General features: G+C 62.7%; 12 protein-coding genes. 10 read left to right on the top strand and 2 right to left on the bottom strand.

Annotated elements, in window-relative coordinates:
* The first annotated feature begins 248 nt into the window (after window positions 1–248).
* The 9 genes from LQK83_RS15540 to LQK83_RS15580 all read left to right on the top strand — a co-directional run bounded on the left by LQK83_RS15540 (window position 249) and on the right by LQK83_RS15580 (window position 11,528).
* Complete coding sequence (locus LQK83_RS15540) at window positions 249–737, top strand: (2Fe-2S)-binding protein (RefSeq protein WP_230838309.1); 489 nt, start codon at window positions 249–251, stop codon at window positions 735–737.
* 136 nt (window positions 738–873) lie between these two features.
* A complete protein-coding gene (locus LQK83_RS15545; RefSeq protein WP_230838310.1) occupies window positions 874–3,219 on the top strand; it encodes a xanthine dehydrogenase family protein molybdopterin-binding subunit in 2,346 nt (781 codons plus the stop codon).
* 13 nt (window positions 3,220–3,232) lie between these two features.
* Entirely contained in the window at window positions 3,233–4,030 is a 798-nt protein-coding gene (locus LQK83_RS15550; RefSeq protein ID WP_230838311.1) for an FAD binding domain-containing protein, read from the top strand.
* A 259-nt stretch (window positions 4,031–4,289) separates the two neighbouring features.
* Window positions 4,290–5,192, top strand: a complete 903-nt coding sequence (locus LQK83_RS15555; RefSeq protein ID WP_230838312.1) for a LysR family transcriptional regulator — start codon at window positions 4,290–4,292, stop codon at window positions 5,190–5,192.
* A gap of 109 nt (window positions 5,193–5,301) precedes the next feature.
* Window positions 5,302–5,781, top strand: a complete 480-nt coding sequence (locus LQK83_RS15560; protein ID WP_230838313.1) for a formate dehydrogenase subunit gamma — start codon at window positions 5,302–5,304, stop codon at window positions 5,779–5,781.
* A complete protein-coding gene (locus LQK83_RS15565) occupies window positions 5,778–7,337 on the top strand; it encodes a formate dehydrogenase beta subunit (protein WP_230838314.1) in 1,560 nt (519 codons plus the stop codon). The genes LQK83_RS15560 and LQK83_RS15565 overlap by 4 nt, the downstream gene beginning before the upstream one ends.
* 61 nt (window positions 7,338–7,398) lie before the next feature.
* Entirely contained in the window at window positions 7,399–10,281 is a 2,883-nt protein-coding gene (fdhF, locus tag LQK83_RS15570; RefSeq protein ID WP_230838315.1) for a formate dehydrogenase subunit alpha, read from the top strand.
* Between the two features lie 202 nt (window positions 10,282–10,483).
* Window positions 10,484–11,311, top strand: coding sequence for a formate dehydrogenase accessory sulfurtransferase FdhD (fdhD, locus tag LQK83_RS15575; RefSeq protein WP_230838316.1), 828 nt, complete (start codon window positions 10,484–10,486; stop codon window positions 11,309–11,311).
* Complete coding sequence (locus LQK83_RS15580) at window positions 11,301–11,528, top strand: formate dehydrogenase subunit delta (protein ID WP_230838317.1); 228 nt, start codon at window positions 11,301–11,303, stop codon at window positions 11,526–11,528. The genes fdhD and LQK83_RS15580 overlap by 11 nt, the downstream gene beginning before the upstream one ends.
* Here the strand turns inward: LQK83_RS15580 and LQK83_RS15585 are convergent.
* Window positions 11,519–12,403, bottom strand: coding sequence for a LysR family transcriptional regulator (locus tag LQK83_RS15585; RefSeq protein ID WP_230838318.1), 885 nt, complete (start codon window positions 12,401–12,403; stop codon window positions 11,519–11,521). The genes LQK83_RS15580 and LQK83_RS15585 overlap by 10 nt on opposite strands.
* Window positions 12,404–12,495: 92 nt before the next feature.
* Here LQK83_RS15585 and LQK83_RS15590 point away from each other — a divergent pair, with 92 nt between their 5' ends.
* Window positions 12,496–13,545 carry a YeiH family protein gene (locus LQK83_RS15590; protein ID WP_230838319.1) on the top strand — a complete coding sequence of 350 codons (1,050 nt, stop codon included), beginning with the start codon at window positions 12,496–12,498 and terminating at the stop codon, window positions 13,543–13,545.
* A gap of 64 nt (window positions 13,546–13,609) precedes the next feature.
* On the opposite strand, the gene LQK83_RS15595 is transcribed toward LQK83_RS15590, so the two are convergent.
* Window positions 13,610–14,089 (bottom strand): chemotaxis protein CheW, encoded by a 480-nt coding sequence (locus LQK83_RS15595; protein WP_109856621.1) that lies wholly within the window; start codon window positions 14,087–14,089, stop codon window positions 13,610–13,612.
* Window positions 14,090–14,139: the final 50 nt, after the last annotated feature.

Genomic DNA, 14,139 nt, shown 5'->3' on the forward strand with positions numbered 1-14,139 from the left:
CCGTACTAACTAGCATGGATCACGCGGTCTCCGCGAGAGCCAAATGTTTGAACTAAATACCAATCTGGCTCAAATTGTGGAAACGCACCCGTACCACCTCTCGCGGCCGATCAGCCATTCGCGGGCGGATAACGTTTGAGCGGTCAAAATGTTTCAAATCTTTTACACATTCGGATGTTTCGGTTGATTGCCGGGCGAAATCAGCAAATACTCGTCCCCACTGCGTCTGCTAATCTAGGGAGGAATGCATGACGAAAGTAACGATGACCGTGAATGGTCGAAAAGTGAGCGGAGAATGCGAAGATCGCACCCTGCTCGTGAACTTCATCCGCGAAAATCTGGGCCTCACGGGAACGCATGTCGGTTGCGATACGACACAATGCGGCGCCTGCGTGATCCATATGGACGGCCGCTCGGTCAAGAGTTGTACGATCCTGGCCGTTCAGGCCTCGGGTTCGGAAATCACGACAATCGAAGGCATTTCATCGGGCGACACGCTGCATCCGGTGCAGGCCGCCTTCAAGGAAAACCATGGCCTTCAGTGCGGTTTCTGCACACCCGGCATGGTGATGACCGCCGTCGACATGATCCGCCGCCATGGTGGTCAGCTCGACGAGCAAACGGTGCGCCAGGAACTGGAAGGCAATATCTGTCGTTGCACCGGCTACCACAACATCGTGAAGTCCATCCTGTCCGCTGCCGATGAAATGGGCGGCGCGAAGCAGGCTGCCGAATAAGGCCGGGCGGATAACGGTTCGGCCCGTTGCACTTCGACAGGATCGCTTTCAGCGAACTGCGAAGTTCCGTGGCCGATACCGCCTGACCGTCTGCTGAAATCACTTTTCACTATTCGCTCGTCTGGGAGGATCAGAAATGGGTGTTGAAGGTATTGGCGCACGCGTGGCGCGCAAGGAAGACAAGCGCTTCCTGACCGGCAAGGGCCGGTATGTGGATGACATGAAGGTGCCGGGGATGAAATATGCGGTCTTTGTCCGCAGCCCCCATGCACATGCGAAGATCAAGAGCATCGACGTTTCGGCCGCCAAGGACATGCCGGGCGTCATCGACGTGCTTGAAGGCCGCGCGATGAAGGAAGACGGCATCGGCAGCCTCATCTGCGGCTGGATGATCCATTCCAAGGATGGCTCGCCGATGAACATGGGCGACTGGCGCCCGCTGGCCTATGAAACCGTGCGCTATGTCGGTGACGCCGTCGCCGTCGTTGTGGCCGACAGCATAGGCGAGGCGCGTGACGCCGCCGAAGCAGTGGTCGTGGACTACGAGGTGCTTCCCGCCGTCACCGAAGCCCTCGACGCGCTGAAGCCCGGCGCCCCGCAGATCCACGCCAACGCCCCCGGCAACCAGATCTATGACTGGCATATCGGCGACGAAAGTGCGGTGGACGCAGCCCTCTCCTCCGCTGCCCACATCACGGAAATCGAGATCCACAACAACCGCCTGTCGCCGAACCCGATGGAGCCGCGCGCGGCGCTTGGCATCTACGACACCGCCGAGGATCACTACACCTGCTACACCACGAGCCAGAACCCGCATGCGGCCCGCCTCGTGATGAGCGCCTTCTATAATGTCGCGCCGGAAAACAAGCTGCGCGTCATCGCCCCCGATGTCGGCGGCGGTTTCGGCTCGAAGATCTATATCTATCCGGAAGAGATCACCTGTCTCTGGGCCTCGAAAAAGACTGGCGTACCGGTCAAGTGGACCTCAGATCGCACCGAAGCCTTCCTCACCGACGCCCATGGCCGCGACCATGTCTCCAAGGTGAAGATGGCCTTTGACGCCAACCATCGCGTCACCGCGCTGAAGGTCGACACCACCGCCAATTTCGGCGCCTACATGTCGCTCTTCTCGGCTGCTGTGCCCACCTATCTCTATGCGACGCTGCTCTCCGGCCAGTACAATCTGCCGGCCATCTATGCGAACGTGCATGCGGTCTACACCAACACCGCACCGGTCGATGCCTATCGCGGCGCCGGTCGTCCGGAAGCCACCTATCTGCTGGAACGCACGATGGAAACGGCGGCGCGCGAACTGGGGATTTCCCCGGCTGAACTGCGCTCGATCAACTTCATCCGCCAGTTCCCGCACCAGACGCCGGTCATCATGAATTACGACACCGGCGACTTCCAGGCCTCGCTGGATGCCGCGATGGCAGAAGCCGACTGGGCCGGTTTCCCCGCCCGCAAGGCGGAAGCCGAACGGCGCGGCAAGAAGCGCGGCATCGGCATGAGCTGCTATATCGAAGCCTGCGGCATCGCGCCGTCTGCTGCGGTCGGCTCGCTCGGCGCCGGCGTCGGCCTCTGGGAGTCGGCGGAAGTGCGCGTCAACGCGGTCGGCACGATCGAAGTGCTTACCGGCTCGCACAGCCACGGCCAGGGCCATGAGACCACCTTCGCACAGCTCGTCGCCACCCGCCTCGGTCTGCCGCTCGACAGCATCTCCATTGTCCATGGCGACACCGACAAGGTGCAGATGGGCATGGGCACTTACGGTTCGCGCTCCGGCGCGGTCGGCATGTCGGCCATTGCCAAGGCGCTCGACAAGGTCGAGGCCAAGGCGAAGAAGATCGCCGCCCACCTCATGGAAGCCTCCGAAAGCGATATCGTCATCGAGAACGGCGAGCTGAAGGTCGCCGGCACTGACAAGACCGTGCCGTGGTTCCAGATGGCGCTCGCCGCCTACACCGCGCATAACCTGCCCGCCGGCATGGAGCCGGGCCTGAAGGAAGGCGCGTTCTACGATCCGGCCAACTTCACCTTTCCGGCCGGCTGCTACATCTGCGAAGTCGAGGTCGATCCGGAGACCGGCAAGACCCAGATCATCCAGTTTGTCGCGGCCGACGATTTCGGCAACATCATCAACCCGATGATCGTCGAAGGCCAGGTGCATGGCGGCATCGCACAAGGCATCGGCCAGGCGCTGCTGGAAGGCGTGCAATATGATGCCTCGACCGGACAATTGCTGACGGCGAGCTACATGGACTATGCCATGCCGCGCGCCGACGACCTGCCGTCCTACAAGGTTTCACACCAGACGACCCCCTGCACCAGCAACCCGCTCGGCCTCAAGGGCTGCGGCGAGGCCGGCGCCATCGGCTCGCCGCCGGCGGTGATCAATGCCATCACCGACGCCATCGGCAACAACAACCTGACCATGCCTGCCACGCCCGCCAAGGTCTGGGCGGCGATGCACGGCCACTGAGGGAGAAGCAACCATGTATGAGACGAATTACCACCGCGCCTCTTCCGTGGAAGACGCCGCCCGCCTGATGGGCGAAGCTGGCGAGGGCAAATACCTCGCCGGCGGCATGACGCTGATCGCCACGATGAAGCAGCGCCTCGCTGCTCCGTCGGATCTCATCGACCTGCGCCATATCGGCGCCATGAAGGGTATCACGGTCAATGGCCGCGATGTCACCATCGGCGCCGGCACGTCGCATTATGACGTCGCTAGCTCGGATGCGCTCAAGGCCGTCTGCCCGGCGCTCTGCAGTCTCGCGAGCCATATCGGCGATCCTCATGTGCGCCACATGGGCACAATCGGCGGCTCCGTCGCCAATGACGACCCGGCAGCGGACTACCCGTCCGCCGTTCTGGCGCTGAACATGACGGTGAAGACGAACAAGCGCGAGATCGCTGCGGACGACTTCTTCGTCGGCATGTTCGAAACGGCTCTCGAGGATGGCGAGATCATCGTCTCCTTCTCGTTTGAAGCTCCGGACAAGGCGGCATACCAGAAGTTCCCGAACCCGGCTTCGCGTTACGCCATGGCCGGTGTCTTCGTGGCCAAGAAGGGCGCGGATGTCCGCGTTGCCGTCACCGGGGCCGGCTCCAACGGCGTCTTCCGCCATCAGGGCATGGAAGCAGCCCTCAAGGCTGCCTGGGCACCCGACGCACTCGCCGCCGTTTCCGTCGATGCCGGTATGATGATGGCTGACATCCACGCCAATTCGGACTATCGCGCCAACCTGGTGAAAGTCATGGCGAAGCGGGCCGTCGCGTCAGCTGGCTGACATCAGAAAACGTCCAGCAACTCACAATATTGAAATCCGCGGCCACTCGAGTGACCGCGGATTTTTCTTGAGCCAGAAAAGAATTTTCAGAATAGCCGAAATCCAGAATTGAGTTCTTTACGTTTTTAATAGGGAAAGCCTATGCAGAATTCCGTTATAAGAGACAACAAATCTACAATCTTAGCAAAATTGTCAAGATCGGCGTTGGGACCATGGAATTGCACGGCTGGACGGCTAAACGATACCGGAACGGCAGCGCATGATCTCAAAGCTTGAATTCTTTATTGCTCTGGCAAGAACCCGGCATTTCGGGCGCGCTGCAGAGGAATCCGGCGTGACCCAGCCCACGCTGTCCGCCGGAATACGGCAGCTTGAAGATCAGCTTGGCGTGTTGCTCGTCCAGCGCGGATCGCGATTTCAGGGCCTGACGCCGGAAGGCGAGCGGGTCTTGATCTGGGCCCGCAAGATCGTCGCAGATACCCGCGCTTTGCGCGACGAGATGCGCGAAGTGCGCTCGGGTCTCTCCGGTCATCTGCGTCTTGCGGTCATCCCGACTGCACTCGCCTTCACGCCGAAGATCACCGAGGTCTTCAAGAAGCGCCATCCAGACGTGACCTTCTCGATCCGCTCCGCGACGTCGGACCAGATCCTCGAACTGATCGAAAACTTCGAAGTCGACGCCGGCCTCACCTACCTGGAGGGTGAGCCGGTCGGACGCGTGCAGACCGTGCCGCTTTATCGCGAGCGCTATTACATGTTGGTCGCGCGCGAGCACCCGCTTGCCAGCCGTGCGCGGGTCACCTGGGCGGAGGCCGCTGCCGCGGATCTCTGCCTGCTGACGACGGACATGCAGAACCGGCGCATCATCGATCGCCATTTCGAAGAGGTCGGTACACAGCCCAGCGCCCGGATGGAATCGAATTCGATCGTCGTCTTGTTCTCCCATGTCCTCTCCGGCGAATGGGCGACGATCCTGCCCGCCGGCATGATCGAGGCGTTTGGCTACCAGAACAAGGTCCGTGCGATTGAACTGGACCGGCCAGAGTCGGGTCATCTCGTCGGCGTTGTCACCGCCCCGCGCGACCCGGCAACACCGCTCGTGCGCGCGCTCCTCGGCGCCGCGAAGACGATAGCCGATAAGCAGCAATTGGCGATTTCTTGATAGATATTTTCTATCAATTGACGAAACAGGAATATTGACCGCCCACCATTCGATAGCCATGGTCGCCTCATAGAATGCGGCATGCAGAATGGACGGGGAGGTCTCCACATTGAACATTCATAATCCGCTTGGCGGCGTCGAGTTGCGCGCGCTGGAGATCGTCAGATCGCTGAAGGACCAGGAAGGGCCTCTCCTGCCGATCCTTCATGCGCTTCAGGAAGAATTCGGCCACGTCCCGCAATCTGTCCTGCCGCTGATCGGCAAGGAACTGAACCTTTCGCGTGCCGAAGTTCATGGCGTGATGACCTTCTATCATGACTTCCGCGCCGAACCCGCCGGCCGCCATGTGCTGAAGCTCTGTCGCGCCGAGGCCTGTCAGTCCATGGGCGGCGAGGCCTTCACCGAGTCCGTCCGCGCGGCCCTAGGCATCGACTGGCACGAAACAACCCCGGATGGCCGGGTGACGCTCGAACCCGTCTACTGTCTCGGTCTCTGTTCCTGTGCGCCTGCTGCCATGCTGGACGATGAACTCATAGGACGCGCCGATCTCGCCGCCGTGAAGGCAGCCCTTGCGGAGGCCGGCCAATGAGCATCCGCATCTACGTTCCCCGCGATTCAGCCGCTGTCGCCCTCGGCGCAAACCATGTCGCCGAAGCCCTGCAATACGCCATCGCCTCCGAGGGCCACGACGCTGTTATCGTCCGCAACGGCTCGCGCGGCATGCACTGGCTGGAACCTCTGGTCGAGGTCGAAACGCCGGAAGGCCGTATCGCCTATGGTCCGGTGAAGGCCACCGATGTCGAGCCGCTGATCGAAGCTGGCCTCCTCGAAGGTAAGGCGGGCCACCCGCTTTATCTCGGTCCGACCGAAGACATTCCGTTCCTGAAAAACCAGACGCGTCTCACCTTCGCGCGTTGCGGCGTCATCGACCCGCTCTCGCTCACAGACTATGAAGCCCATGGCGGGCTGAAGGGCCTGCGTTCCGCACTTGCCATGCACGCCGCCGACATCGTCAAGGAAGTGACCGACAGCGGCCTGCGCGGCCGCGGCGGTGCGGGCTTCCCGACAGGTATCAAGTGGAACACCGTGCTCCACGCCAAGGCGAGCCAGAAATATATCGTCTGCAATGCCGACGAGGGCGACAGCGCAACCTTCGCCGACCGCATGATCATGGAAGGCGACCCCTTCGTGCTCATCGAGGGCATGGCGATTGCCGGCCTCGCGACCGGCGCAACGAAGGGCTACATCTTCACCCGCTCTGAATATCCGCTGGCGATCGAGGTCTTCAACAAGGCGATCGAGATCGCCCGCGGCGCCGGCATTCTCGGCCCCTCCGTTCTCGGCTCCCACCACGCCTTCGACATGGAGATGCGCGTCGGCGCCGGCGCCTATGTCTGCGGCGAGGAGACCTCGCTTCTGAACGCGCTGGAAGGCAAGCGCGGCGTCGTCCGCTCCAAGCCACCGCTACCCGCGCTTGAAGGCCTGCTCGGCAAGCCGACCGTGGTCAACAACGTCATCTCGCTCGCCTCCGTGCCGATCATCCTCGACGAGGGCGCGGAATATTATCGCGACTTCGGTATGGGCCGCTCGCGCGGCACGATCCCGATCCAGATCGCCGGCAACGCCCGGCATGCAGGTCTTTACGAGACCGCCTTCGGTCTCACGCTCGGCGAGATCGTCGAGGGCATCGCCGGCGGCACCGCCACGGGTCGCCCCATCAAGGCCGTTCAAGTCGGCGGACCGCTCGGGGCCTATTTCCCGCCAGCGCTCTTCGATACGCCGTTCGACTATGAAGCCTTTGCGGCAAAGAATGGCCTGATCGGCCATGCCGGCATCACCGTCTTCGACGACAGCGCCGACATGCTCAAGATGGCCCGCTTCGCCTTCGAATTCTGCGCGGTGGAAAGCTGCGGCAAATGCACCCCCTGCCGCATCGGCTCGACCCGTGGCGTGGAGGTCATCGACAGGATCTCCGCCGGCATCGAGCCGAAGAAGAGCCTCGACCTCGTCACCGACCTCTGCAACACGATGAAATTCGGCTCGCTTTGTGCACTCGGCGGCTTCACGCCCTATCCGGTGATGAGCGCGATCACGCATTTTCCGGAGGATTTTGTGGGTGGTGCGAAACTGGAGGCGGCGGAATGATACGACCTGTCGACCCCGCCTCCGCCCGCCTCCTCCCCCATTCCGCATAGGAGACAGTCTGATGTCCCTCATCCATGAAATCGACTACGGCACACCAGCCTCGAAATCCGAAAAGACCGTGACGCTGACCATCGATGGTCGCGAGATCACCGTGCCGGAAGGCACGTCGCTGATGCGCGCCTCGATGGAAGCCGGCATTCAGGTGCCGAAGCTCTGCGCCACCGACATGGTCGATGCCTTCGGCTCCTGCCGCCTCTGTCTCGTCGAGATCGAAGGCCGCAACGGCACACCGGCCTCCTGCACGACGCCGGTTGCCCAGGGTCTCGTCGTCCACACTCAGACAGAACGCCTGAAGGCGATCCGCAAGGGCGTGATGGAACTCTACATTTCCGACCACCCGCTCGACTGCCTCACCTGCGCCGCCAATGGCGACTGCGAGCTGCAGGACATGGCCGGGGCCGTCGGCCTGCGCGATGTTCGCTATGGCTATGAGGGCGACAACCATGTGAAGGCGCGCGACGGCGTCGGCGAGACGAACGCCCGCTGGATGCCGAAAGACGAGTCGAACCCCTATTTCACCTATGATCCGGCGAAATGCATCGTCTGCTCACGCTGCGTCCGCGCCTGCGAAGAGGTGCAGGGTACGTTTGCGCTGACAATCGAGGGCCGCGGCTTCGACAGCCGCGTGTCGCCGGGCATGCATGAGGATTTCCTGTCCTCCGAATGCGTCTCCTGCGGCGCCTGCGTGCAGGCCTGCCCGACCGCGACGCTGACGGAAAAGTCGGTGATCGAGATCGGCCAGCCGGAGCATTCGGCGGTCACCACCTGCGCCTATTGCGGCGTCGGCTGCTCGTTCAAGGCCGAGATGCGCGGCGAGGAGCTGGTGCGCATGGTGCCGTGGAAGGATGGCAAGGCCAATCGCGGCCATTCCTGCGTCAAGGGCCGCTTCGCCTGGGGCTATGCCACGCATCGCGACCGCATCCTCAACCCGATGATCCGCGAGAGCATCGACCAGCCTTGGCGCGAAGTCTCCTGGGAAGAGGCGCTGACCTACACGGCGCGCGAATTTAGCCGGATTCAAAAGCAGTATGGCCGCGATTCCGTTGGCGGCATCACCTCCTCGCGCTGCACGAATGAAGAGACCTATCTGGTCCAGAAACTCATCCGCGCCGGCTTCGGCAACAACAATGTCGACACCTGCGCCCGCGTCTGCCATTCGCCGACCGGCTACGGCCTCGGCCAGACCTTCGGCACCTCGGCCGGCACACAGGATTTCGACAGCGTCGAGCACACCGACGTCGTGATCGTCATCGGCGCGAACCCGACGGACGGCCACCCGGTCTTCGGCTCTCGTTTGAAGAAGAGGCTGCGTCAGGGCGCCAAGCTCATCGTCATCGACCCGCGCCGCATCGATCTGGTCGACGGCCCGCATGTGAAGGCGGATTATCATCTGCCGCTCCGCCCCGGCACGAACGTCGCCATCGTCACCGCGCTCGCCCATGTGATCGTCACCGAAGGCCTCTATAACGAAGCCTTTATCCGCGAGCGCTGCGACTGGTCGGAATTCCAGGACTGGGCTGAATTCGTCGCCGAAAAGCGTCACAGCCCGGAAGAGATCGAAAAGCTCTCCGGCGTGCCCGCCGATCTGATCCGTGGGGCTGCGCGCCTCTACGCCACCGGCGGTAATGGCGCGATCTATTACGGCCTCGGCGTCACCGAGCACAGCCAGGGATCGACAACCGTCATGGCCATCGCCAACCTGGCGATGGCGACCGGCAATATCGGCCGCAAGGGCGTGGGCGTAAACCCGCTGCGCGGGCAGAACAATGTGCAGGGCTCCTGCGACATGGGCTCCTTCCCGCATGAACTGCCGGGCTATCGCCACATCTCCGACGATGCCACGCGCGACGTTTTCGAAAAGCTCTGGGGCGTGAAGCTCAACAACGAGCCGGGCCTTCGCATCCCCAACATGCTGGACGCCGCCGTCGAAGGCACGTTCAAGGGCATCTACATTCAAGGCGAGGACATTCTTCAGTCCGACCCGGACACGCATCATGTTTCGGCCGGTCTCGCCGCGATGGAATGCGTCGTCGTGCAGGACCTCTTCCTCAACGAAACCGCCAACTACGCCCATGTCTTCCTGCCGGGCTCGACCTTCCTCGAGAAGGACGGCACCTTCACCAATGCCGAGCGCCGCATCAACCGCGTCCGCAAGGTCATCAGCCCGAAGAACGGCTATGGCGATTGGGAAGTGACGCAGGAACTTGCAAAGGCGATGGGGTTGAACTGGAACTACAGCCACCCGTCCGAGATCATGGCCGAGATTGCGGCGACCACGCCGAGCTTCGCGAATGTGACCTATGAAATGCTCGACGAGAAAGGCTCGGTGCAGTGGCCCTGCAACGAGAAGTTCCCCGAAGGCTCGCCGATCATGCATGTCGACGGCTTTGTGCGCGGCAGGGGCAAGTTCATCCGCACGGAGTACGTCGCGACGGACGAAAAGACCGGCCCGCGCTTCCCGCTCCTGCTGACGACGGGGCGCATCCTCAGCCAGTACAATGTCGGCGCGCAGACGCGCCGCACGGAAAACACCGCCTGGCATGCCGAGGACCGGCTGGAAATCCACCCGCACGACGCCGAAAATCGCGGCATCCGCGAGGGCGACTGGGTGCGCCTCACCTCTCGCGCCGGCGACACGTCGCTGCGCGCCCTCATCACCGACCGCGTCGCCCCGGGCGTCGTCTACACGACCTTCCACCACCCGGACACGCAGGCCAACGTCATCACCACCGACTTCTCGGACTGGGCCACCAACTGCCCGGAATACAAGGTGACCGCCGTTCAGGTCTCGCCCTCCAACGGCCCATCGGAATGGCAGGAGGATTACAGCGAATTGTCCCGCCGCTCCCGCCGCATCGCCGGCAAGATGGAAGCTGCGGAGTGATGATCGGTGGGGTTCATAAAGACCCCTCCCCAACCCTCCCCACAAGGGGGAGGGAGAGTGACCGTCGTGCCGTGATATCGAGAAAACAAAACCTTTGTGCCACGGTGAGGACAAGCCTCGGCGGCGCCCCCATCCGTCTCCCCCCTTGTGGGGGAGATGGCGGCAGCCAGAGGGGGACTTCACTCCGGGCGGGAGGCTCAACATGAACCCCTCCCGCCCCCTCCCCCGCCTCGCTTTCGCGTCCGGCCGCCTCGCCCCCTCCACCCGCGAGATCGCCGAGGAAGTCCCCGTTGCCTTCACCTATCGTGGCTCTACCCAGGCTGTGATGATGGCAAGCCCGGCGGACCTGGAAGACTTCGCCTACGGCTTCACGCTGAACGAAGGCATCGTTACGCAGCCCGAAGACATCCTCTCCGTCAGAGCGGAAGAAACCGGCGGCGGCATCGATCTCCAGATCGAGCTTGCCGGCGACCATCAGGCCGCGCTGACCGCGCGCCGCCGCGCCATGGCCGGTCCGGTCGGCTGTGGCCTCTGCGGCATCGAATCCATCGAGCAGGCGCTGCTACCCGCGCGAAAAGTCGAGGCCGCGCTCACGCTCTCACCGCATGAGATTGCCGAAGCCACGGCCTCACTTGCCGCCCACCAACCGCTCTTCGCTGCTACCCGCGCTGTCCATGCCGCCGGTTTCTATCGCCCCGGCGGCGGCTTGGCTCTTGTCCGCGAGGATGTCGGACGACACAATGCGCTGGACAAGCTCTGCGGCGCGATGGCGCGGGCCGGCATTGACGGTGCCAGCGGCGCAATCGTCTTGACCAGCCGCGTCTCTGTCGAAATGGTCCAGAAGACGGCCATGGCCGGTGCTGGCATCCTGATTGCCATTTCCGCCCCCACCGCCCTTGCGATCCGCATGGCGGACGCGGCAGGAATTACGCTCGTGGCGCTGGCGCGCGATAAAGACTTCGAGATTTTCACGCATACGGCCAGAGTTGCCGCACAGACCGCACCGGAGAGAGATGCCGATGTCGCATGACAAGATCGTTCGCATGGCGAACCAGATCGCCACCTTCTTCCACTCGCAGCCGCAGGCCGAGCGGGCAGCGGGCGTGGCAAACCATATCAACAAATTCTGGGAACCGCGCATGCGGAAGCAGTTCTTCGAGCATCTGGAAGGCGGCGCGCCCTTCGACCCGCTGGTGAAGGAAGCCGCGGCACTCGTGAACAGGCCCGAAACCGTCGATCACGCCTGAAGGCAGATCGCCTCCAGCGCCTTGGCCGCCTCGCCGAAATGCCGCTCCTTGTGGCGGACCATGCGGAACTGCCGCTCCGGCCTCGGGAAGTTGACGGCGACCAGATCGCCCTGTGCCAGAAGCGGCTCGACCGCCCGGCGCGACACGGCACACGCCGCGAGCGATGTACGCACCGCCGACAGCATCGCCTCGTTGGACGGCAGGGTGAGCGCGATCTTCCGACGGTTCGGATCGAACCCCATGGCGCGCAGCATCGCCTCAAATTCCGAGCGCGTGCCGGACCCCTCCTCGCGAATGACCCAGACCGTTTCGGCCACCAGCGTATCGGCGCTGGCGCCCTCCGCCTTCGCCAGAGGATGGCCTGGCGCGACGACAACGACCAGCTCGTCCTCGCCGACGACCCGGGCGGCGAGCGCCGGCTCGTCGAAACGCCCCTCAACAAAGCCGAGATCCGCCGTGCCTTCGATCACCGCCCGGGTCACGCCCTGCGTATTGCTCACAGATAGATCGAGCGCGATGCCCGGATAGGCGGCATGAAACTGCATCAAACGTTGCGGCAACCAGTAGGTCGCGACCGTCTGGCTGGCATGGATGGTCAGCCGGCCGCGCCGCATCGCGCCGAGTTCGGATAGGACAAGTGCTGCAGACTGCGCCCGCGACAGCACCGCCTTGGCTTCATCCAGGAAGACCCGCCCTGCCTCCGTCAGCTCGATCCCGCGCCCGACGCGATGGAAAAGCTGCACATTGTAGAAGCCTTCCAGCACCTTGATTGCCGCGCTGACAGCCGACGGCGTCAGCCGCAGGGCCTCAGCCGCCTTGGTCAGATGCTGCCGCTCGGCCACGGCGACGAAGATGGAGAGCTGTTCGAATGTCATTCGTTCGATTCTTTCGAATAGAATATGCCATATTATTCGATTTTCCTGTACGAATGTCCATGGCACTTTCATCTCATCAAGGATGATGAAACATGCAAGTCGCTCATACAGATAACCAGACAGCCATCGAATCATGGAAAGCCGCGATTCCGGGCGTCGCGCTCTGCAGCGCCGTCGCCCTCCTGGGCTTTCTGGCAGAACAGACGGAAAAGGCACTTTTTAGCCGCGCTTGGTTCGAGAGCCTCGTCATGGCGATCCTGATTGGCGCGTCCATCCGGACTTTTCTCGGCCTTCACCCGCGCTTCGAGGCCGGCGTAAAGGTTTCAGCCAAACTTTTGCTGGAAGTCGCCATCGTGCTCCTGGGCGCGTCGATCAGCGTCTCGGCCATTGCCGGCGCGGGCCCCGCACTGATCGCCGGTGTTGCCGCCTCCGTCTTCATTGCGGTCCTGTCAAGCTACACGATCGGCCGCATGCTGAAGCTGGAGCACCGGCTTGCGCTTCTGGTCGCCTGCGGCAATTCGATCTGCGGCAACTCGGCCATCGTCGCCGTCGCACCCGTCATCAAGGCGCGCGCCGAAGACGTCGCCGCCTCGATCGCCTTCACCGCAGCACTCGGCATCCTCGTCGTTCTCCTCCTGCCGCTTGGCCAGCATGCCACAGGCATGAGCGCGGAAAGCTATGGCATTCTTTCGGGCATGACGGTCTATGCCGTGCCGCAAGTCCTGGCCGCCACAGCCCCTGTCGGGTTGCTGAGCATGCAGACGGGGACACTCGTCAAGCTCATCCGCGTCATGATGCTTGCGCCCGTCATCTTCTGCATCGGCCTTGTCGGTGATCGAAACGGGGAACAAGCGGGTTCGACCCGGCGCATCGAATGGTCGAAGATCACGCCATGGTTCATCGTTGGCTTCGTAGCTCTGATGGCGCTGCGGTCTCTCGGCATGATCCCGAATCAGGCAGTGAACCCGATCGAAGCGATCGCAACGGCGCTCACCATCGTGTCCATGGCCGCGCTTGGCCTCTCGGTGGACATGCGCACGATCCTGTCCTCAGGCGGCCGTGTACTGGCAGCCGGCACGCTCTCGCTCGGCCTGCTCGTCGGCATCAGCCTCGCGCTTCTCCATCTTCTCGGCATTCGCTGAAAACAAAAATGCCGCCCCGGCAATCCGGAGCGGCCTTTTTTTTCAAAAACTCGAAGTCTGCCGGTCAGGCGGCGACGTCGTCCATGTCCTTTTCGCGGAACATCTTGGAGAGGTTCAGGAAGCAGATCATGCCGTTCTCGTTGGCGATGATGCCTTCCGAATAGCTGCGGTCGAAGGAGGCGGTGACCTCCGGAACCGGCTGGATCTGGCTGCCGGCAACCGTCAGGATGTCGGAAACGCGGTCTACGAGCATGCCGATGACCATGTTGTGCACTTCCGCCACCACGATCGCCGAACGTTCGTTGGCCTGGGTGCTTTCCATGCCAAGCTTGTAGGCCAGGTCGATGATCGGGATGACCGAACCGCGCAGGTTCATAACGCCGATGACTTCCGGCGGCGAATGCGGGATCGGCGTGGACGGCGCCCAGCCGCGGATTTCGCGGATCGTCGTCGTCTTCACACAGAATTCCTGATCGTGAAGACGGAAAGCAATGATCTCGAGGGTTTCGCCCGCATAGTTGGTGGTATTGATTACGCTCGCCATTTCAGAACTCTTCCCAGCTATCGCTCGACCCCGCGAGCGCGTTGTTCCCG

It is taken from the genome of Rhizobium sp. C1, assembly GCF_021026335.1.
In the GTDB taxonomy this organism is placed as follows: domain Bacteria; phylum Pseudomonadota; class Alphaproteobacteria; order Rhizobiales; family Rhizobiaceae; genus Ensifer_A.

Excerpts from the sequence above, each read along its gene's own strand:
- LQK83_RS15555 (WP_230838312.1), top strand. The coding sequence starts at position 4,290 with ATGATCTCAAAGCTTGAATTCTTTATTGCTCTGGCAAGAACCCGGCAT.
- LQK83_RS15590 (WP_230838319.1), top strand. The coding sequence starts at position 12,496 with ATGCAAGTCGCTCATACAGATAACCAGACAGCCATCGAATCATGGAAA.
- fdhF (WP_230838315.1), top strand. The coding sequence starts at position 7,399 with ATGTCCCTCATCCATGAAATCGACTACGGCACACCAGCCTCGAAATCC.
- LQK83_RS15550 (WP_230838311.1), top strand. The coding sequence starts at position 3,233 with ATGTATGAGACGAATTACCACCGCGCCTCTTCCGTGGAAGACGCCGCC.
- LQK83_RS15565 (WP_230838314.1), top strand. The coding sequence starts at position 5,778 with ATGAGCATCCGCATCTACGTTCCCCGCGATTCAGCCGCTGTCGCCCTC.
- fdhD (WP_230838316.1), top strand. The coding sequence starts at position 10,484 with ATGAACCCCTCCCGCCCCCTCCCCCGCCTCGCTTTCGCGTCCGGCCGC.
- LQK83_RS15545 (WP_230838310.1), top strand. The coding sequence starts at position 874 with ATGGGTGTTGAAGGTATTGGCGCACGCGTGGCGCGCAAGGAAGACAAG.
- LQK83_RS15580 (WP_230838317.1), top strand. The coding sequence starts at position 11,301 with ATGTCGCATGACAAGATCGTTCGCATGGCGAACCAGATCGCCACCTTC.
- LQK83_RS15585 (WP_230838318.1), bottom strand. The coding sequence starts at position 12,403 with ATGACATTCGAACAGCTCTCCATCTTCGTCGCCGTGGCCGAGCGGCAG.
- LQK83_RS15595 (WP_109856621.1), bottom strand. The coding sequence starts at position 14,089 with ATGGCGAGCGTAATCAATACCACCAACTATGCGGGCGAAACCCTCGAG.
- LQK83_RS15540 (WP_230838309.1), top strand. The coding sequence starts at position 249 with ATGACGAAAGTAACGATGACCGTGAATGGTCGAAAAGTGAGCGGAGAA.